A 22,073-nucleotide genomic window follows, 5' to 3' on the forward strand; every position below is an offset into this window, starting at 1 on the left:
CCCATGTATCCGCACTGGATGATCGCTGACCTCGAGTTCCCCGCCGGTGGACTGACCGTGCAGTTGGCGGAAGCCCGTGCGATGCTGCCGGACGGCCTCCTGGAGGAGTCCGGTTGGGCCGACGAGCTCGCCCAGTGCATGGAGTCCGAGTACCGCCACCTCACCATGGACGCCCTGCAGATGATCGGCGTCCACGCCGAGGCCGAGGGACGCGACTCCGAACTGCCCGCCGAATACTGGCTGAGGATCGCGCAGGCCGCCCATCAGATGGACTTCCCGGCCTTCGTCCCGTACTGCCTGGGCAAGGCCCGCCGGCTCCCCCGCCAGGACCCCGCCGACGTCATGGCCGCCTACGCCACGATGCCGCGGGTGATCGACGTCGACGACGCCCTGAGGAAGCCCTGTGCGGTGGCGGCCGAGACGATCCGCCGAGACGACCCGGCGGCGGAGGAGTGGCTGGAGACGCCCGACTTGACGGCACTGGCCCGTCACCTGCGGGACGGGGCGTTCGACCGGATGGGGCGGGAACTCAGTGAGTCCTTCTCCGGGGTCTTCGACGACCTGTTCGCCGCCGTCTGCGACCCCGACTTCCCGGCCGACCGCTCCGGTCACGGGTGGGCCGTCATCGGCGCCAACCCGTTCCGGGTCGTGTTCTCCGACGGGCTGCTGCCCGTGTCGGAGGCCGAGGTGTGGTGGCGGGCGCGAGACTGAGGCTCCGATGTGGTCTCGGCGCCCGCGTGTGTGGGGGGGCCGCCACTCCTCCTCCCCATGGCGTCGAGCCTATGGGTGCCGGTGCGGTCGGGGCAAGGCGCGCCGGACGCGCCTGTGGACAACCGGGGTGTTGTGGACGACGGGGATCGTGGGCGAGGTGGAGCCACGCAGCCGTTCGGGTGGTTCGGCCTCCTCGTCCGGAAGGCCGGCCTGGTCGGCGCGCCCGGTGGCGGCGGCCGGGCGCGCGGTGATGCGGTGATTCAGCCGCACTGTACGGTGTGGAACGCCAGGTAGGACGTCTGGCGGCCGAAACGGTCGGAGGTGCCGTCGCAGAACAGTGTCATGCCGCCGGCGACGGTGTCCCGGTCGGCGTCGGTGTACCAGGTGTAGGTGCACTGGTAGTCGTAACGGCACGCCGGGATCGCGGCGGCGGGTGTGGCGGCGGCGATGGCGACGGTCGTGGTGCACGCGGCGACGGCGGCGGTGGCGATGAGGCGTCGGGCTAGGGTGGGCATGACGGGCTCCGTTCGAAGTGGTGCCGACGACGGACGACACCGCAAAACGTTTGGCGGATTCAGTATCGCGCCGGACGCGACGATGCGCAATGCCTTCTCCACCCGAACGCCGCCCGGCCGGGTTGTGACCCGGAGCATGAGTTAGGTTGACCTAACCTCTACCCTGCGTCCGGAAGCCGATCACGTGCGAGACGACTCCACCACCGCGCGCCGCCCCGTGGCCGCCCTGCTCACCGGCATGATCTGGCGCCGCCGCGGCCGCCTGGCGGTCAGTTGGCTGTTGATGTCCCTGCACCAGGCGTGCGAGGCGGCGGTGCCCGTCGCCATCGGCGTCACGATCGACGTCGCCGTCGCGACCGGAGACTGGACGGCCCTCGCCTGGTGTGCCGCCGGAATCATCGTGCTGTTCACCGTCCTGGCGCTGGCGTGGCGCTTCGGTTCCCAGCAGGGCGTCATCGCGCAGCAACGGGAACTCCACGACCTGCGGGTCGCCGTCGCGCGGCGCGCGCTGGACCCGCGTGGCACCGACAGTTCGCTGAGCACCGGCGAGACCCTCACCGTCGCCACCTCCGACGCCGAGAAGTCGTCGCTGATCCTGCGGGCGGTGTCGATGGGGATCGCCGCGGTCGCGGGCATCGTGGTCTCGGCGGTGACGCTGTTGCTCATCGACGTGCCGCTGGGCCTGGGAGTCCTGCTCGGCGTCCCACTGCTGCTGGGCGCGCTGCAACTCATCGCGCCGCGGTTGAGTCGCCGCAGTGGTGCCGCGCAGGCCGCCACCGCCACCGCCACCGGCCTGGCCACCGACTTCGTCACGGGGTTGCGCACTCTGCGGGGCATCGGCGCCACCGGTCGTGCGGCCGAACGCTACCGGCGCGCCAGCGACGACGCGTTGCAGGTGTCGCTGCGGGCGGCCTCGGTGACCGGCGTGTACCAGGCCGTGACCACCGTGCTCGGTGGACTGTTCCTCGCCGCGGTCGCCGGAGTCGCCGGTTGGTTCGCGCTCAGCGGACGACTGACGGTCGGTGAACTCATCACCGTCGTCGGCCTCGCCCAGTTCATCGCCGAGCCCATGCGTACCCTCGGCTACTGTGGACAGATCGCGGCAGTCGCGCGCGGTTCCGCCAAGCGGGTCGCCGAACTGCTGGGCACGGCACCGCTGACCCGCGACGCGGGAGAACGGTCCCGGCAGGACACCACTCCCCGGCTCACCCTCACGGGCATCGGATACCGGGGCCTCACCGAGGTGGACGTGACCGTCGCACCCGGTGAGTCCGTCGGCGTCGTCTGCCACGACCCCGCCGACGCCGACGCCCTGCTGGCGATACTGAGCCGCCGCGTACCCGAATCCGACTACCTGGGCACCGTGACGTGCGACGACGTACCGGCCGCCGAGATCCGGCTCGCCGAGTACCGGCGCGTGGTCCACGTGGAACCGCACGACACCACGCTGTTCGAGGGCGACATCTCCGAGAACCTGACCGCCGGGATGCCCGCCTCGGCACGCGCCGGAATCGAAGCGGCCGTCGCCGCCGCCGCCGCGACGGACGTCGTCGCCTCCCACCCCGACGGCATGAACCGTCACATCAGCGACCGGGGCCGGAGCCTGTCGGGTGGGCAACGGCAACGGCTCGGCCTGGCCCGGGCCCTGGCGGCCGATCCACCGATCCTCGTTTTGCACGATCCGACCACCGCCGTCGACGCCGCGACCGAGGAACTGGCCGCCCAAGGACTGGCGGCCTTCCGGTCGGCGCCCGACCGTTCCACCCTGCTCGTAACGAGTTCCCCGGCGTTGCTGGGCAAGACCGATCGCGTGATCGTGCTGGAGTCGGGACGGGTCACCCGTACCGGCAGCCACACCGACCTGCTCGACTCCGACCCGGCCTACCGTAAGGCGGTCCTGCGATGAGCCTCGCCACCGAATCGGTGACCGACTCCTCCGTCACTCGTCAACTCCTGCCGGTGGCCGGCCCCGGCGAGACGTGGCGGCTGCTGTGGGGGGAGCTGAGGAGCCACCGGGCCGCGCTGGTCGCCACGCTCGTCGTGTCGGTGCTCGCCGCCTCGGCCGCCCTCGTCGCCCCGTGGATGCTGGGCGTCCTCGTCGACGAGGTCGACCGCGCCGGCACCGGCGCCGACGTCTGGACCGTCGTCGGCGTCCTGGTGGTGTCGGCCGTCGCCGCCGCCGTGCTCACCGGGTGGAGCGCGGTCCTGTTGGCGCGACTGGGTAACACCGTGCTGGCGAGACTGCGGGAGCGGGTCCTGGAGAAGACGCTGCGACTGCCCACCGCCACCGCGGAACGGGTCGGAAGCGGCGACCTGTTGTCCCGCGTCGGCGACGACGTGTCGGTGGTGTCGGAGGCCGTCATCACCACCGGACCTCAGGTGGTGTCGTCACTGTTGACGGTGGTCCTCACCGGTGCCGGCCTGTTCGCGCTCGACTGGCGGCTCGGTGTCGCCGGGTTGCTGGCGGTGCCCGGTTACGCCCTGTCCCTGCGTTGGTACCTGCCGAAGGCGGCGCCGTTCTACGCGCGGGAACGCGAGGCGATGGCGGAACGCTCCCACGTCCTCGTCGGGTCGCTGCACGGCGTCGAGACGGTGCGCAGTTACCGGTGGGAGAGCACGCACGAGGAGCTCATCGCGCGGCGTTCGGCGGCGGCCATGGACCTGACGGTCGGGGTGTTCAAGTTCTTCACCCGGTTCGCCTCCCGCAACAACCGGGCGGAGTGCATCGGCCTGCTCGCGGTGCTGGTGGTCGGTTTCCTGCTCGTGGACGCCGACGCCGTCACCGTGGGGGCCGTGACCGCGGCCGCCCTGTACTTCCACCGGCTGTTCAACCCGTTGGGCGCGTTGGTGACCGTGTTCGACGACATCCAGTCGGCGGGTGCCAGCCTGGCCCGGCTCGCCGGTGTGGCGTCGCTTCCCGACCCCGTCGAGCCCGCCGACCCGCCCGCGCCCGCCGACACCGGACTGACCCTGACCGGGGTCGCGCACCGCTACGACGGCGGCCCCGAGGTGCTGTCGGACGTGTCGTTGTCGGTGGCGCCGGGTGAGCACGTGGCCCTGGTGGGCACCAGCGGCGCGGGCAAGACGACGCTGGCCGGGGTGGCGGCGGGCGTCATCGAACCGGTCGCCGGGAGCGTCCGGCTGGGCGGCGTGGAACTGTCCACCCTGGGGGACGCGGTGGTGCGGGGCCGGATCACGTTGTTGAGCCAGGAGGTCCACGTCTTCACCGGCAGCCTCGCCGACGACCTGCGGTTGGCGGCGCCCGACGCCGACGACGCGCGCCTGACCGCCGCGCTCGCCACCGTCTCTGCGGACGGCTGGGTGCGTGCGCTGCCCGACGGCCTGGACACGAAGGTCGGTGAACACGCCCACCCGTTGACCGCCGCCCAGTCGCAACAGCTCGCGCTCGCCAGGGTGGTGCTCGCCGATCCCGACGTGGTCATCCTGGACGAGGCGACCGCCGAGGCGGGCAGCGCGGGCGCGCGGCGGCTGGAGGAGGCGGCGGCCGCCGCCACCGAGGGACGCACCACGATCATCGTGGCGCACCGGCTCACCCAGGCACAACAGGCCGACCGTGTCGTCGTGATGGAACACGGCCGGATCGTGGAACAGGGCTCGCACACCGCACTGCTGGCGGCGGGCGGCCGGTACCGGCAACTGTGGGACAGCTGGACCGGCCTGACCGACGCCGGCGCAACGGGAGGGCGGTAGTCCGCGTTCCCTCCCGCCCGCCCGGCGGCGTGACCGGTCATGACCGTCAGGCGGAGACACCGGAGGGTTCCGGCGTGGGCGCCACCGGCAGCCTTCGCATGGTGCGAAGCGGTGACAGCAGGGTGGGTACGAACGACAGGCTCGCCAACGCCGCGGTGATGAGGAGGGTCTGAGGCGCCCCCAGCCAGCCTCCCAGCACTCCGCCGAGGACGCCGCCCAACGGCAGGGTGCTCCAGTTCAACACCCGCATGGTGGCGTTGACCCTGCCCAGCAGGTGGTCGGCCGTCATCAGTTGCCGAGCGCTGGTCTGAGCGACGTTGACGACCACCATGGCCGCCGACGACAACGAGAGGGCGACCGCCGCCGGCCACACTCCCCAGTCCGGGGCCAGCAGCGGCAGTCCCAGGTAGAGCGGGGTCCCGACGAGCCGCAGGATCCACAGGCACCTCCCCTCGCCGAGCAGCCCCATGACCCGGCGCGACCAGAACGCGCCGACCAGGCCACCCACGCCGCACACGCTGAGGAACATCCCGATACCGCCGGCCGAGAGGTCGGCGACCCGGGCGAGATAGACCAGCATCATCGCGCTGTAGGCGGCGATCCACAGGTTGGCCCAGCCGGCGCTGGCGGCCATCGCGCGTAGGATCGGATGCCGCGCCACGTAACGCAGCCCCTCGGCGATGTCGGCGCGCAGCGTGGCCGGCGCGGCGGCCCGTTCGGGGAGGCGATCGAGTCCGTCGAGTCGGCGCAGGAACAGGGCCGACGCCCCCAGCGCGACGGTGCTGATCAACACCGACACCGGTGCGCTCAACCAGCCGATCAGCTGGCCGCCCACGGCCGGGCCCACCAGGCGGGACGACTCGCCGACGCCCCCGATCTTGGAGTTCGCCTCTACCAGGTTGTCCCGGCCCACCAGCCTGGGCAGGCAGGTCTGTGAGGCCATGTCGAAGAAGACGGTGCACACGCCGACCGCGAGCACCACCAGGTAGAGCTGCCACATCGACAGCGCGTCGAACCACCAGGCCACCGGCAGTGTCGCCAGCAGGGCCGCCCGCGCCAGATCGCACACGACGAGGACCCGACGCAGCCGCATCCGGTCGATCAACGCGCCGGCCGGCAGGCCGACGAGCAGGAAGGCCGCGGTCGACAACGCGGAGACGACCCCGACCTCGAACTCGCTCGCCGCCAACGACTCGAGGGCGATCAAGGGCATCGCCAGCTGCAGTACCTGTGTACCGCCCGCACTGACCACGTAGGAGGTGAAGAGGTTGCGGTAGTTGCCGTCCCGGAGCAGCCCGAGGGAGAACTTCGACATGGCGTCCAGCCTAGGAGTGCCGCCGAGACGCGGACAGTGGCACAAAGTGCCGCCGGGCGGCCGGGGGCACAACTGTCCAGTTACCGCCACGGCCCGGGCTCGGCAGCATGGTGCCACCGGGCGTGTCCGGTGGATCACCCGCCGGGCACGCCACCGCCCGAACCCCTCCGCGCCGCGCGAAGGCAGCGGTCGAGAAAGCGACAGGTATGAGCCACATCCAGCCTTCGACGCCGGAAGGGCCGGCGCCGCACGCGATCCTCAGCAGCATCCCGTCCGACTCCCACACCTGGAACCTGCTGTTCATGCAGTTGCTCCTGAGTGAACAGAACTGGTCGGTCACCAACCTCGGTCCCTGTGTTCCCGTGGAGGTCCTGCGGGACGAGGCCGTCGCCCGGCAGCCCCGTCTCATCGTGATCAGCACCGTCAACGGACACGGTTGCCAGGACGGCGTCCGGCTGGCACGCACCCTGCGTGCCGTTCCGGCACTGGCCACGGTACCGATGGTGCTGGGCGGCAAGCTCGACGTCGACGGTTCCAAGGCCGCCACGATGACGGGCGAGCTGCGTGACGCCGGATTCGACGAGGTGTTCGTGGGCGGCTCGGCGGTGACCGACTTCCTGGGCTACCTGCGCCGCATGGCACCCGCGACCGCCACAGAGCGGACGTGACGGGCGATGACGATTCGTCCGAACGCCCGCACCGGCCGGTTCCACGACTTCATGGTCGCGGCCCGACGCGACCGGAGACTCGTCGTGCAGCCGAGGATGGGATTCGACCATCCCGCCGTCATGCGTTCCGGCCTGATCGCGACCCGTGGCGCCCGAGCCACCACCGTCGGCACCCTCACGTTGGACAGTTTCACCCGGGTCGGTGACTTCGCCGCGGTGGACCGGGCACTGGACGCCGGTACCCGCCTCAACGGCTACCCGATCGTGAACTACGGCCCGGCCTTCACCCGGGCGATGCTCGACGGCGTCCTGGGGGCCGACTTCCCGATCCAGGTGCGACACGGGTCGTCGCTTCCCGGCCGGATCTTCGAGGCGTTGATCGCCTCGGGCATCGACGCCAGTGAGGGTGGCCCGGTCTCGTACTGCCTGCCGTACGGCCGTACTCCGCTCCGGCGGACCGTGGCCGCGTGGCGTGCGGCGGGCCGAGGCTTCGCCGCACTCCGCGAGCAGGGCGTCGAACCGCACATCGAGACGTTCGGCGGTTGCATGCTCGGGCAGCTCTGTCCGCCCGCCATGCTCGTCGCCATCAGCGTCCTGGAGGGCCTGTTCTTCGCTCGGCTCGGTATCGCCAGCGTGTCACTCAGCTACGCCCAGCAGACGCACCCGGGGCAGGACGCCGAGGCGATCGCCGCACTGGGTTCGTTGGCCGCCGAACTGTTGCCCGGTGTGGAGTGGCACATCGTCCTGTACACGTACATGGGCATGTACCCCGAGACCCGGCACGGCGCACTGGGACTGGTCGCCGACGCCGCCCGGCTCGCCGCAGGCACCGGCTGCTCGCGACTGATCGTGAAGACGGCCGCCGAGGCCGACCGGATACCCACCATCGCGGAGAACGTCGAGGCACTGGAGGTGGCCGCCCGCGCCGCCGAAGGGGCTCCGCCGATCCCGTCCGGTACCGACACCGGAATCCTCGACCAGGCGCGACGCCTGGTCGATGCGGTCCTCGGCCTGTCGGGGGACGTAGGTGCCGCGCTCATCGAGGCGTTCGCCAAGGGCTACCTGGACATCCCGTACTGCCTGCACCCCGACAACGCCGGCGACACCGCCAGTCTCATCACCGGGGACGGGCGGCTCGAGTGGTCGCGAACCGGCGCCCTGCCCATTCCCCGCCCCGGTCCGGCCCGGCGCGACCGACTCACCTCTCGGGGACTTCTCGACGCACTGTCCCACGTCAAACGTCGTTACGACGCGCGAATCCCACCCCAGCCCAAGGAGATCCCATGACGATGCAATCCGTACTGTCCCGTGTGGATACGGAGACGCACCCGCTGCCCACTCCCCGTGATCACATCACCTCCGAACGCACCCGGTCGATGATCCGCATCCAGCAGGCGCTGTTGGCCGGAGCCCGCGAGGCACTGGCCCGTGAGGGGGCCGTCGAGCTGCTGCACCCGGTCATAGGGCCGGTCACGGACCCCGGTTCACGTGGTGCCAAACAGGTCGACGTCGACTACTACGGCAACCGTTACAAGCTCATGACGAGCTCCATCCTGTACAAGCAGACCTCCCTGCTGGCCTTCGACCGGATCTTCCTCATCGCTCCCAACGTCCGGCTGGAACCGATCGAGACCAGCTCGACCCGGCGCCACCTCACCGAGTTCCACCAGATCGACGTCGAACTCGCCGGCGCCACCCGGGACGACGCCATGGCGGTCGCCGAACGGCTGGTGCGCCATGCCGTCGCCACGGTCGTCGACCGGCACTCCGGTCTGCTGGAGAGCCTCGGGCGAGACCCGGAGGTGCTGTCGGCCTTCGCGGCGCGACCGTTCGGGCGCGTCACACACGCCGAGGTGGTGACGGAGCTTCATCGGATCGGCCACTCGCAGTCCACCGGCACCGAGATCGAATGGGACGCCGAGGAACTGATCTCCAGCACCGCGAACGGCCCCTTCTTCGTCACCGACTATCCGAAGGGGTCGCGCGGGTTCTACGACCGGGAGAACCCCGAGGAGGCGTCCCGGCTGCTCAACTTCGACCTGATCGCCCCCGAGGGCTGCGGTGAACTGTGCAGCGGCAGCGAACGCGAGTACGAGTACGCCAAGATCGTCACCCGGATGCGGGAGACCGGTGAGAACCCCGCCAAGTACGCCTGGTATCTGGACGTGATCAGGCAGGGTATACCCGCCAGCGCCGGATTCGGCATCGGGCTGGAGCGGCTGACCCGCTGGGTCGCGGGTCTGGACTCGGTGTGGGAGGCCAACGCCTACCCCAAACTGCCCGGTGTGGTGTCGCCGTGAACACGTTGCACGCCCCCGGATTCCCCGAGGCGGAGGTCCGCGACCGGGCCGCACGCGGTGCCGCCGCGGTCTTCCCGCCGACGAACCGGTACGGCACCGCCGTATTCGGTGAGGACCCCGACGACCGTTACGGCGGCGACGCTTTGGACGCGATGCGGCTCGTGCCGCCGGTGTTCATGCCCCACCGGTTGGCCCGGCTGATCGAACTCGGCCGTGAGCCGCTGTTCTCCGACGTGAGCCTGGAGTGCCGGTTCGGCGGGATGCGTTCGCCCGTTCCGGTATACGTGTCGGCGCTGGGGTCCACCCGGGTCGCCGCCGACGGCGTCGACCTCGCCCGGCAGGCCGGGCGGATCGGGCTGCCGATGGTGATCGGCGAGAACGTCGCGCCGATGAACGGCTTCCGGCCCGAGCGCGACGCGCAGCACAAGACGCTGTCGGCGCGCATCCAGGCGTACACCGAGGAGCTTCCCGACGGGGTGGGCGGCGTATGCGTCCAGCAGAGCACCGAGGACGCTGACACCGAGGTGTGGAACTTCCTCTACAGCGACCCGGTCGTCGAGCCGTTGCTGTCATCCGGGAGGCTGGCCTTCGAACTGAAGACCGGCCAGGGCGCCAAGCCCGGTCTCGGGGGACTCACCCTGGTCGACGACGCCACCGCGGAACGCCTGGGGGGCCGGTTCGCCGTGGAGTCCCTGGGGGAGGACGGTCCCCTGTTGCGCTGTGCGAGCCCCGGGACGTTCACCGAGGAGATTTTGCGGCAACAGGTCCACCTGATCCGCAACAACTATCCGCGGGCCCACTGCTGGGTCAAACTGCCGCCGGCGCGGGACGTCGCCGAGGCCGCCGAAGTCGCCTGGCGCGCGGGTGCCGCCGCAGTCACCGTCGACGGCGCCGAAGGCGGCACGGGTTGGGCGCCTTCGGGGTTCCTCCGGCACGTGGGCCTGCCGTTGGCGCAGGTCCTCCGGCGGATCGGCACACCCGCGGGCGATCTGCTCGCCAGCGGACGCGTGTGGGAGGGAACCCGGACGGCCAAGCTCCTGGCGTCGGGGGCCGCCGCGGCCGGGCTCGGTAGGGCCGCCCTCCTCGCGGTGTCCGAAGACCCGGAGGCCGGGTTGTGCCGCCTCATCGACGCCCTGGCACTGGAACTGCGGATGCTCACCAGCGCCGTGGGCCACTACGACGTCACCCGACTGTCATCCGACGACCTGTGGTCACCCCACGACTGACCGGTCGCCCTCGAACCGCCTTCTTCCGACGAGGAGCCACACCATGAACCACGACATCTCCACCGCGTCCGGTGCGGCCACCCACGGTCGACGGCGGATGTCCGACACCCACACCCCCGGGCCGGCGTCGCACCACCACCACGACGGCGGCGCCGGCCCGGACCTCACCGCCTCGACCGTTCACCGGCTGGTGGAGGAACGCGCCCGTGCCGTGCCCGACGCGATCGCCGTCGTCCACGGCGACCTGACGCTCACCTATCGGCAACTGGACGCCCGCGCCGACGGGCTCGCCCGCCGGTTGCGCGACACCGGTGTCGGGCGCGGCACCCGTGTCGCGGTGTGCCTGGACCACCGCCCTCACACGGTGGTGGCGTTGCTGGCCGTCCTGAAGGCCGGTGGTGCGTTCGTTCCGCTCGATCCGGCGTATCCGGCGGCGCGCAAGGAGTTCGTGCTGGCCGACACCGCGGCACCGGTGGTGGTGTCCAGTGACGACCTCGCGGACCGGATACCCGCCGGTGACGCCGTCCTGATCTCCGTCGACGACGCGACCGAAGCCGGCTCCGCGCCGCTGCCGGAGGTCTCCGCCGACGATCCCGCCTACGTCATCTACACCTCCGGGTCCACCGGTGAGCCGAAGGGCGTCGTGTTGCGCCACGGGGGCGCCGTCAACTACCTCCGCTGGTGTGCCGACGCGTACCCCGCGCATCCGGGGGTCACCGGCACGTTCCTGTACTCGGCACTCACCTTCGACCTCACGATCACCGCCCTCTTCCTTCCGTTGGTGCAGGGGTCGTCCATCACGATCCCCGTGGTGCCTCCCGGCGGCAACCCCTTCCAGTCCACCGTCGAGGCACTTGTGGAGGGTGCCGCGGCGTCCTTCTTGAAGGCCACCCCGTCCCACCTGGAACTGCTGGTGGCGCAGGCGGAACAGGCGGGCCGACGACTGCGCGTCCACACCCATGTGGTCGGCGGTGAGGAACTGACCGGTGCCCTCACGGCCCGGCTGCTGGCCGTCTCCGATGTGCCGACGACGGTGGTCAACGAGTACGGGCCGACCGAGGCGACCGTCGGATGCGCGAATCACCGGATCGACGCCGACACGCGGTTCGAGCCCGGCGGACTACCCATCGGTACGCCGATCGCGAACACCGAGATGTACGTCGTGGATGCCGACGACCGCCTCGTTCCGGACGGCACCCCGGGCGAACTCCTGATCGGAGGCGTCGGCGTGGCCGCCGGATACCTCAACCGGCCGGAGTTGACCGCCGAGCGGTTCGTGGACAACCCCTTCGGTCCCGGACGGCTCTACCGCAGTGGTGACCTGGCCATACGACGCCCCGACGGCCTGTTCGGATTCCTGGGCCGCATCGACGACCAGATCAAGCTTCGCGGGCACCGCATCGAACCCGGCGAGATCGAGGCGGCGTTGCTGACCCACCCGGCGGTCACGTCCGCGACCGTGACGGTACGAGAGGACGTTCCGGGAGACCGCCGGTTGACGGCGTACCTGGTCGCACCCGCCGGTTTCGACACCTCCGGTCTTCGTGCCGCGCTCGCGGCGACGTTGCCCTCCCACATGCTTCCCGCCGCCTTCGTGGTGGTCGACGCGATACCCCTCAACGCCAACGGCAAGGTCGACCGCGACGCCCTGCCGGCCCCCACGGCGGACGCCGGTGCCACGACGCCCGGGACCGTCTCGGACGACCCGATCGAGGCCGGCATCGCCGAGATCTGGCGCCAGGTGCTGGGGGTCGCCGAGGTCGGCGTCCACGACGACTTCTTCGAACTGGGAGGCCACTCCCTGCTTGCAACCCGTGTCGTGTCCCGGATCCGGGACGAGTTCGGCGTGGAGGTGCCGATCGGGGCGTTGTTCACCTCGCCCACGGTGGCCCGCCTCGCCGGACTGGTGTCGGCCGCCGGTGACTCGGAAGGGGGCCGGATCCCCACCGTGCCGCGTGACGGCGGACTGCCCTTGTCGTTCGCGCAACAGCGACTGTGGTTCCTGGACCAGCTCGAACCCGGTGGCCGCGAATACCTGATCCCGTTCGCGTTCCGGGTCTCCGGTGACTTCGACGTGGCCGCCATGGAGTCCGCCGTGTCGGCGTTGACGGCGAGGCATGAGGTACTGCGCACCCGTTACGTCGCTGGTGACGACGGCGACCCCCTCCAGGTGGTCGATCCGGCCACGCAGGTGACGGCCGCTCACATCGACGCGCCGGACGCCGCGGCCGACACCGACACCGACCGGCGGCACATCACAGAGCTTCTGGCCGGGCAGCCGCCGTTCGACCTCGCCGCCGATCGCCTGTTGCGGCTGACGGTGCTCCGCTACTCCGACACCGAGCACCTGGTGCTGATCGTCATGCACCACATCGTCTCGGACGGCTGGTCGGCGGGCATCCTGGCCGCCGAGCTGGGCGAGTTGTACCGCGCCGCTGTCACCGGCACCGCCCCCCACCTTCCCGTCCTTCCCGTCCAGTACGGCGACTACGCGGTATGGCAGCGTGCGCGGTTGACCGACGACGTGGTCGGGCGGCAGCTCGAATACTGGACCGAGCGGCTGGCCGGCCTGGAACCACTCGAACTGCCCACAGACCGCTCTCGGCCCCCGGTCCGTTCCGGCCGCGGCGGTGCCGTGCGCGTCACCCTGCCGCCGGAGGTGGTGGCGGGACTTCGTCGTACGGGCGCGCGGCGGGGTGCGTCGTTGTTCATGACGGGCCTGGCGGTGTTCCAGCTGTTGATGTCGCGGTACACCCGGCAGACCGACATCGCCGTGGGAACCCCCATCGCCGGACGCAACCACACCGACGTGGAGAACCTGATCGGATTCTTCGTCAACACCCTCGTCATGCGCACCGACCTGTCGGACGACCCCACCGTCGGACAGCTCATCGACCGGGTCAGGGAGCACGCACTGGCGGCGTACCGCCATCAGGACGTGCCGTTCGAACAGGTCGTGGCCGCGTTGGCGCCCGAACGCGACCGCTCCCGCAATCCGCTGGCGCAGGTGGTGTTCGCGTTCCAGAACACCGAGCAACCCACACTGCGGCGGATCCCGGGGGCCACCGTGTCGCCGTCACCGGTGGGCAACGAGCACACCAAGTTCGACCTGACCGTGTTCGCGACCGAACGGGACGGCGGCCTGGAGGTGGAGTTCGTCTACGCCGCCGACCTCTTCGACGAGTCCACGGTGGAACGCATGGCGGGGCACTTCGCGCGGCTCGCCGCCGGCGTCGCGCACGGCGACGAGACGCCGACCGCCGAGTTGGACATGACGTCGCCGTCCGAACGCCGACGGCTGCTGGCGTGGAGCGGCACGCACACCGACTTCCCCGCCGACGCCGTCGTGGACGAACTCGTGGCGAGGCGGGCGGCGACCCGGCCGGACGCGGTTGCCCTCGTCGACGGCGACGTCACGTGGACGTACCGGGACCTCGACACGCGCGCCAACCGTCTGGCGCACCTGTTGAGGCGGGCGGGATGCGGGCATGAGACCCCGGTCGGCGTGCAACTGCCCCCGGGCGGCGACCTGGTCGTCACCGTGCTCGCGATCCTGAAGGCCGGCGGGGCCTATGTCCCATTGGACATGGGGTACCCGCCCGCCCGGCTGGAATTCATGATTCGCGACACCGGCGCGCCACTCGTCGTCACCGGGACCGCCGCCCCGGTGAGCGGCCTGTCGGACATCCCGGCGCGGTTGTTGTCGTGGGAGGCCGTCGAGGCGGAACTCGCGGCTCAACCCGAGACACCTCCTGACCGTGTCACCACGGCGGAGAGCCTGGCCTACGTCATCTACACCTCCGGTTCCACCGGTACCCCCAAGGGCGTCCAGGTCACACACCGCAACATCAACCGCCTCACACACGGTGACTACGCGCCGCTGGCACCCGGCGACACGGTCGCGCAGATCTCCAACACCGCGTTCGACGCGTTCACCTGGGAGTGTTGGGCGACCCTCACCCACGGCGCGACCCTGGCGATCCTGCCGAGGGAGACCGTGCTCAGCGCCGCCGCCCTGGCGACGGAACTGCGACGCCGACGCGTCACCGCCCTGTTCATGACCGCGGCCCTCTTCCACCAACACCTGCTGGAGCGGCCGGACCTGTTCGACGGAGTGCGTACCGTCATGTTCGGCGGTGAGACCGTCGAGCGGTCGGTCGTCGACCGGCTGGTCGCGCGGGAGCATGGTCCCGGCGCGGTCGTCAACGGATACGGCCCCACCGAGACGACGACGTTCGCCCTGACCCACACCGTGGTGCCGGGCCGGCACGCCGACGCCAGGACGATCCCGATCGGACGGCCGATCGCCGACACGGACGTGTACATCGTGGACGCCACGGGACGCCCGGTCCCGGTGGGTGTCCCCGGTGAGTTGTGGATCGGCGGTGCCGGGGTCGCGCGCGGCTACCACGGCAGGCCGGAGTTGACCGCCGAGCGGTTCGTCGACTCTCCGTTCGGTAGGGGGCGGGTGTACCGCACCGGTGATCTCGTCAAATGGCTCCCGGACGGTCACGTCGAGTTCCTCGGCCGTATCGACGGGCAGGTGAAACTTCGCGGGCACCGCATCGAACCCGGTGAGATCGAGGCTGCGATCCTGAGAGACCGTGGGGTGTCGGCCTGCACCGTCGTGGTCAGGGAGGACACTCCGGGGGACAGGCGACTGGTGGCCTATCTGGTGTCGGACGAGGGCGTCGACACGGCGGTCCTGCGTGACGCCCTCAGAGCCCGGATCCCGGAGTACATGGTGCCGGGTGCCTTCGTCACGGTCCCGGCGATCCCGTTGACACCCAACGGGAAGGTCGACCGTCGCGCACTGCCGGCACCTCCCGCCCGGCACGAGGCCGCCGACGGGTTCGTGGCCCCGCGCACTCCCACCGAGGAGGCCGTCGCGGCGGCGTGGCGCGACGTACTACACGTGACCGACGTCGGCGTACACGACGACTTCTTCGCCTCGGGTGGTCATTCGCTGTCGGCCACCCGGCTGGTGTCGCGGTTGAACCGCGACCTGGCGGCGGGCATGACCGTGGCGGAGGTGTTCGCCGCGCCGACGGTGGCCGGACTCGCCGCCGCCGTAGACGGCCGCGCCGGCATGAACGAGAGGACGAACGGCGGCATCCCGGTGTCGCCACGTCACGACGCCATGCCGTTGTCGTTCGCGCAGCAGCGGTTGTGGTTCCTCGACCAGTTGGAGCCCGACGACGCGGAGTACCTGGTCCCGTTCGGGATGCGGGTGTCGGGCGTCCTCGACGTCGCCGCCCTGGAGAAGGCCGTGACGGCGCTGGTGGCGCGGCATGAGGTGTTGCGTACCCGCTTCGCCGCCGACGCCAACGGAGACCCGGTCCAGGTGATCGACCCGCCCACCCCGGTGACGGCGGTGCGGGTTACGGCGCGCGACGCGGACCACGCACTGGACATCCTGACCGACCACTCCCACCGGCCGTTCGACCTGTCGGCGGATCCGATGTTGCGTCTCACGGTGGTCCAGTCGTCGGAAACCGAGTACCTGGTGCTGATCGTCATGCACCACATCGCCGCCGACGGCTGGTCGGCGGGCGTCCTGGCCACCGAACTGGGACGGCTCTACGCCGCCGGCACGACGGGCGCCCGCCCGGACCTTCCGACGCTTCCGGTGCAGTACGCGGACTTCGCGGCCTGGCAACGTGACCACCTCACCGGTGACCTGCTCGACCGGCAACTGTCCTACTGGACCGAGCGGCTCAGGGGCCTGGAACCACTCGAACTGCCCACCGACCGGCCACGCCCGGTGGTGCGCTCGGGAAACGGCGATGCCGTCTCCTTCCGGCTTCCGCATTCCACCGTCGAAGGACTGCGGCGGTTGACGGCGACACACGGCACGTCGTTGTTCATGACCACCCTCGCCGCGTTCCAGTTGTTGTTGGCGCGGTATACCCGGCAGACCGACATCGCCGTGGGCACCCCCATGGCCGGACGCAATCACGCCGACGTCGAGGAACTCGTCGGGTTCTTCGTCAACACCCTCGTCATGCGCACCGACCTGTCAGACCGCCTCACCGTCGCCGGGTTGCTCGAACAGGTCAGGCGACACGCCCTCGACGCCCACACCCACCAGGACCTTCCCTTCGAGCGACTCGTCGACGAACTCGCGCCGCGCCGCGATCCCTCCCGCAACCCGCTGGTACAGGTCCTGTTCGCATTGCAGAACGTGGCCGACCTGGAGAACTGGTCACTTCCGGGGCTCGACGTGGAGGCGATACCGACACTCAACCACCGCACCCGGTTCGACCTGACCATGACCATGGCGGAACAGGACGACGGAACCGTCGTGGGTGACCTGGTGTACGCGACCGACCTGTTCGACCGGTCCACGGTGGAGCGTATGGCGGGCCACTACGTGAACCTGGTCGCGTCGATGGTGCGGGACGTGGACGCGCACGTCGACGACCTGGACATGCTGTCGAAGACGGAGCGGCGGCTCGTCCGGACGGTGTGGAACGACACGGGCCTCGCGATCCCCGAGGATGCCACCGTGGACGGTCTCGTGACCGCGCGGGCGGCCGCCGCCCCCGCCGCCGTCGCCGTCGTCGACGGGGACCGCCGGGTCACGTACGGCGAGCTCGAGACGCGGGCCAACCGGCTCGCGCACCTCCTGCGGGATCACGGGGCCGGCCCGGAGACCTTGGTGGGGGTGTGCCTCGACCGGAGCGCCGACATGGTCGTCTCGCTGCTGGCCATCCTGAAGGCGGGGGCCGCGTACCTGCCGTTGGACCGCGACTATCCGGCCGCCCGGATCGAGTTCATGGTCGCGGACACGGCCGCGCCGCTCGTCATCACCGACACCGCACTGGCGTCCCGGCTTCCCGACACGGCCGCGCGGTTGCTCCTACTGGACACCCTGGGAGACGAGCTGGCGGAACACCCCGAGACGCCACCGGACACAATGTCCACGACAGACGGACTGGCCTATGTCATCTACACGTCCGGTTCCACCGGGACGCCGAAGGGCGTCCAGGTCACGCATCGCAACATCAATCGCCTCGTCCACAACCGGTACGCCGACGTCACGGCGTCCGACGTGGTCGCCCAGGTGTCGAACTGCTCCTTCGACGCCTACACCTTCGAGTGCTGGGGCGCGTTGGTGAACGGGGCCACCATGGCGGTCATCGGCAAGGACACCACTTTGCACGCGCCGGCGCTGCGCGGCGCCCTGGAACGGCACGGCGTGTCCACCATGTTCCTGACGTCGGCGCTGTTCCACCAGCACCTGCTGGAGGATCCGGCGATCTTCTCGGGGTTGAAGACGGTCCTGTACGGCGGCGAGGCCATCGACCGTTCCACCGCGGACCGCCTGGTCTCCGGTGACGACGGCCCGTCCGTCCTCATGCACGTCTACGGTCCGACCGAGACCACCACCTTCGCCACCGCGCACCGGGTGACCCGTGACCGGCACACCGCGACGCCGACCCTGCCGATCGGTGCGCCGATAGCCAACACGACCGCCCACGTCGTCGACGCGGCGTTCCGGCCGGTCGGTATCGGTGTCCCCGGTGAGTTGTTGATCGGCGGCCCCGGCGTGGCGCGCGGATACCACGGCAGGCCCGAGCTGACCGCGGAGAAGTTCGTCGACGACCCGTTCGGCGACGGCAGGGTGTACCGCACCGGTGACCTCGTGAAGTGGCTTCCCGACGGACAGATCGAGTTCCTCGGACGCATCGACAAACAGGTCAAACTGCGTGGGTTCCGCATCGAACTGGGCGAGGTCGAGACGGCGATCCTGACCGACCCGACGGTCGACACCTGCACCGTCGTTCTGCGCGAGGACACCCCCGGCGACAAGCGGCTGGTGGCCTACCTGGTATCCGACCGCGACGTGGACACCGCCGCGCTCCGCGTCGCCCTGAAGGACCGGCTGCCCGAATACATGATCCCCTCGGCACTGGTGACGCTGCCCGCCCTGCCGCTCAACGCCAACGGGAAGATCGACACGGCCGCGCTCCCGGCGGCCGACCCCGACCGCCCCGACCCCTCCGTGGCGTACGTCGAGCCGGACGGCCCCACCGAGAACACGGTCGCCGCGATCTGGCGGGAGGTGCTTCGCGCCGACCGGATCGGCGCCCACGACGACTTCTTCGCCCTGGGCGGGCATTCGTTGTCGGCCACCCGGGTCACCTCCCGGTTGCGGACCGGGCACGGCGTCGACCTGCCCGTCAGGACGCTGTTCACGTCGCCGACGTTGCGGGAGTTCGCCGCCGCCGTGGACGCCGCCGACAGCGTGGTGGCCGCGCGGATACGCCGCACCGGGCGCGACACACCGCCACCGGCGTCCTTCGCGCAGCAGCGGTTGTGGTTCCTGGACCAGCTCGGCGCCGGAGGTGGCGACTGGCTGGTGCCGTTCGCCATGCGGGTGACCGGGCCGCTGGACGTCGGCGCGTTGGAGGCCGCCGTCACGGAACTGGTCACCCGGCACGAGATACTGCGGACGAGGTTCGTCGCCGACGACCGTGGTGAACCGGTCCAGATCATCGATCCGCCCGCCCAGGTCGTCGCGGAGACGACCGACGTGTCCGGCCTTCCCGCCGACGTGGCCGCCGAAGCGGCCCGGCGCGCCGTCGACGAGTGCGCGGCACGTCCGTTCGACCTGGCCGCCGACCGGCTGTTGCGCCTGGCGGTGGCCCGGGTGACCCGCGACGAGCACCTGGTGCTGATCGTCATGCACCACATCGTGTCGGACGGCTGGTCGGCCGGGATCCTGGCCGACGAACTCGACCGGTGCTACGCGGCGGCCCTGGACGGCCGCCCGGTGTCCCTGCCGCCGTTGCGGGTCCAGTACGCGGATTTCGCCGCCTGGCAACGTCGACGGCGAGACGGAGACGACGCCGCCCGCCGGGAGGAGTACTGGACACGGCGGTTGGCCGACCTGGAACCCCTCGAACTCCCCACCGACCGGGCGAGGCCCGCCGAACGCAGTGGCCGCGGCGACGCGGTGACGTTCTCGCTGCCCGCCACCACGGTCGCCGGCCTGCGGAGAATGGCGGGTGAATACCGGGCTTCCCTGTTCATGACGGCCTTGGCGGCGTTCCAACTCCTGTTGTCCCACTACAGTGGGCAGACCGACGTGGCGGTGGGGACGCCCATCGCCGGACGCAACCACGCGGACGTGGAACGCTTGGTCGGGATCTTCATCAACACTTTGGTCATGCGCGGCGACCTCGCCGGCGACCCGACGGTGGGTGAACTGGTCACGGCCACCCGGGACGCGGCGCTGGACGCATACGCACATCAGGACATGCCGTTCGAGCGCCTGGTCGACCGGCTGGCGCCCGACCGCGACCTGTCGCGAAACCCGTTGGTCCAGGTGCTGTTCGCGGTGCAGAACGTGGCGAACCTGGAGAACTGGCGGCTGCGGGGGACCACCGTCACCGCGCTGCCTCCGACCGTCACCACCGCCAAACTCGACATGTCGGTCTTCCTTACCGAGCGTGACGACGGCTCCGCCTCGGGCACGATCGTGTACGCCACCGACCTGTTCGACAGGTCCACCGTGGAGTCGTTCGCGACCCGGTACCGGGCCCTGGCCGCGTCGCTGGCAGAGGCCGGTCCCGAAACCCCGGTCAGCCGCCTGGCCCTGACCGAAGACTCCGAACGGCCGCTCGTGCCCGCCGACGCTGGCACCGGGGCCGACCATCCCGGCACCCACACGCTGCACCGGTTGGTGGAGGAGACCGCCGTGGTACACCCCGACCGGATCGCGGTGCGTTGTGGTGGGGTGTCACTGACGTATGCCGAACTCGACCGGGACGCGAACCGCCTCGCCCACCTGCTCCGCGAACGGGGCGCCCGCCCCGGGCGCCTGGTCGGGGTGTGCCTGGAACGCGGAGTCGAGGTGATCACGGCGATCCTCGGCGTGTTGAAGTCCGGCGCCGCGTACCTGCCGTTGGACCCCGACTACCCCGACGCCCGCCTGGCGTTCATGGTGTCGGACGCGTCGCCGTCGTTGTTGGTGACCACGTCCGGCATCGTGGAACGGTTCGCCGGAGTGGTGCCCACCGTGACCCTGGACGGTGACGCGGCGGAGATCGCGACACGGCCCGCCACGGCTCTCGACACCGCTGTCGGGCCCCACGACCTGGCGTACGTCGTCTACACCTCCGGTTCCACGGGGACCCCGAAGGGCGTCCTGATCGAGCACCTGGGCGTCGTAAACCACATCGCACACCTGCGGGACCACGTCCTCTCGGACCGGCGCCCCGAAGTGGTACTCCAGGCCGTCTCGCCGGCTTACGACGCCTCGGTCCGGGAGATCTTCTACCCGTTGAGTGTCGGCGCGACCGTGCAGGTCGTCCCGACCGGGATGGCCGACGTCGCGGAGTACGTGGCGGCGTTGGACCGATACGGGGTGCGGGTCGTCGTCAGCTGTGTGCCGAGCGTCCTCGGTGAGATCCTGCGCACCGCGCAGGGCGCGGGTGTCGGACTCGCCCTGGAGACGGTGCTCCTCAGTGGTGAGAGTCCCACGGTCCTGACCGGTCGTGCCGACGCCGTGCGGGCGGCCGTCACCGAGGTCGTCAACCAGTACGGTCCCACGGAGACGACCCTGACCACCGTGTACCGGCGAGACCATCACATCGAGGACGGGAACCGGATCGGACGGCCGCTGGCGAACACCTCGGCGTACGTCGTCGACCGCTTCGGGAACCCGCTGCCCGCCGGAGTCCCCGGTGAACTGTTGATCGGTGGTGCCGGAGTGGCACGCGGTTATCTCAACCGGCCGGAACTCACCGCGGAGAGATTCGTCCCCAACCCGTTCGGGCCCGGAAGGCTGTACCGGACCGGTGATCGGGCCCGGTGGCTGCCGGACGGGGAGCTGGAGTTCCTCGGCCGTTTCGACGACCAGGTGAAGCTGCGCGGCAAGCGCGTCGAACCGGGCGAGATCGAGACGGTCATGCACGACCACCCGGCCGTGGCGAGGTCCGTCGTGGTCGTCCGCGAGGACACCCCCGGTGACCAGCGGCTCGTCGCCTACGTCGTGCCGGCACCGGGTGGCGACCTGACCGGACTCCGCGGTTTCCTGTCGGGCCGATTGCCGGAGTACCTGGTTCCGAACGTCTTCGTGGAGTTGGCCGAGTTGCCGACCACGGTGAGCCGCAAGGTGGACAGGGCCGCGTTGCCGGCTCCCGCGTACCGGCCGACCGACGGCGGTCGGCGCACGCCGCCGAGTTCACCCGCCGAGCGCATGATCGCCGGTATCTGGCGGCAGGTGCTCGAGGTGGACGACGTCGGGGTCCACGACGACTTCTTCGCCCTGGGAGGGCATTCGTTGTCGGCGACTCGCGTGGTGTCCCGGCTGCGGCAGGACCTGGGCGTGGCCGTACCGGTCCGGACGTTGTTCGCCGCCCCGACCGTCGCCGAACTGGCGAAGGCCGTCGCCGAGCTGTTGCTGGCCCAGGTGAGTGAGAGGTTCGCCCGACACTGACCACGAACGAACCCACGTTACCGCCGCCGAGCGCGCCAGTGCTCGGTGGCGGTCGCGTTCCGCCATGGAACGGCGCGCCCGTGACGCCCCGGCGGTGGCGCGGCCCGACGGGTTCGCGGTCACCGCGGCCATGACCCGCCACCCGACCCCTCGGCGATCTGCGGGTCTCCCGTCGGTC

The 22,073-nt window shown here is 70.7% G+C and carries 10 protein-coding genes; 8 read left to right on the plus strand and 2 right to left on the minus strand.

The window, feature by feature from the left end:
* The first annotated feature begins 18 nt into the window (after window positions 1-18).
* Window positions 19-711 (plus strand): hypothetical protein, encoded by a 693-nt coding sequence (locus tag LX16_RS05235; RefSeq protein ID WP_147133900.1) that lies wholly within the window; start codon window positions 19-21, stop codon window positions 709-711.
* Window positions 712-971: 260 nt separating this feature from the next.
* Here LX16_RS05235 and LX16_RS05240 read toward each other — a convergent pair whose 3' ends face one another.
* Window positions 972-1,226 (minus strand): DUF6289 family protein, encoded by a 255-nt coding sequence (locus LX16_RS05240; RefSeq protein WP_147133903.1) that lies wholly within the window; start codon window positions 1,224-1,226, stop codon window positions 972-974.
* Window positions 1,227-1,410: 184 nt separating this feature from the next.
* Between LX16_RS05240 and LX16_RS05245 the strand changes: the two genes are divergently transcribed.
* Entirely contained in the window at window positions 1,411-3,132 is a 1,722-nt protein-coding gene (locus LX16_RS05245; RefSeq protein WP_211354294.1) for an ABC transporter ATP-binding protein, read from the plus strand.
* A complete protein-coding gene (locus LX16_RS05250; RefSeq protein WP_147133906.1) occupies window positions 3,129-4,937 on the plus strand; it encodes an ABC transporter ATP-binding protein in 1,809 nt (602 codons plus the stop codon). Before LX16_RS05245 ends, LX16_RS05250 begins: the two co-directional genes overlap by 4 nt.
* 46 nt (window positions 4,938-4,983) lie before the next feature.
* On the opposite strand, the gene LX16_RS05255 is transcribed toward LX16_RS05250, so the two are convergent.
* The gene (locus LX16_RS05255) at window positions 4,984-6,252 is read right to left on the minus strand and encodes an MFS transporter (RefSeq protein ID WP_147133909.1); all 1,269 of its coding nucleotides are present in this window, start codon (window positions 6,250-6,252) and stop codon (window positions 4,984-4,986) included.
* 206 nt (window positions 6,253-6,458) lie between these two features.
* On the opposite strand from LX16_RS05255, the gene LX16_RS05260 reads away from it, so the two are divergent.
* From LX16_RS05260 to LX16_RS05280, 5 genes are read left to right on the plus strand one after another with little or no spacing between them, the layout of a single operon-like run.
* Window positions 6,459-6,920: a cobalamin B12-binding domain-containing protein gene (locus LX16_RS05260; RefSeq protein WP_147133911.1), complete on the plus strand. Its 462-nt coding sequence runs from the start codon at window positions 6,459-6,461 to the stop codon at window positions 6,918-6,920.
* Between the two features lie 6 nt (window positions 6,921-6,926).
* Window positions 6,927-8,207 carry a methylaspartate mutase gene (locus LX16_RS05265; RefSeq protein WP_147133918.1) on the plus strand — a complete coding sequence of 427 codons (1,281 nt, stop codon included), beginning with the start codon at window positions 6,927-6,929 and terminating at the stop codon, window positions 8,205-8,207.
* Window positions 8,204-9,220: an asparagine synthetase A gene (locus LX16_RS05270; protein ID WP_211354295.1), complete on the plus strand. Its 1,017-nt coding sequence runs from the start codon at window positions 8,204-8,206 to the stop codon at window positions 9,218-9,220. Before LX16_RS05265 ends, LX16_RS05270 begins: the two co-directional genes overlap by 4 nt.
* On the plus strand, window positions 9,217-10,446 hold the full coding sequence (locus LX16_RS05275; RefSeq protein ID WP_147133920.1) for a glutamate synthase-related protein: 1,230 nt from the start codon (window positions 9,217-9,219) through the stop codon (window positions 10,444-10,446). Before LX16_RS05270 ends, LX16_RS05275 begins: the two co-directional genes overlap by 4 nt.
* A 43-nt stretch (window positions 10,447-10,489) precedes the next feature.
* A complete protein-coding gene (locus LX16_RS05280) occupies window positions 10,490-21,895 on the plus strand; it encodes a non-ribosomal peptide synthetase (RefSeq protein ID WP_147133922.1) in 11,406 nt (3,801 codons plus the stop codon).
* Window positions 21,896-22,073 lie beyond the last annotated feature (178 nt).

This window comes from Stackebrandtia albiflava (assembly GCF_007994225.1).
Taxonomy (GTDB): domain Bacteria; phylum Actinomycetota; class Actinomycetes; order Mycobacteriales; family Micromonosporaceae; genus Stackebrandtia; species Stackebrandtia albiflava.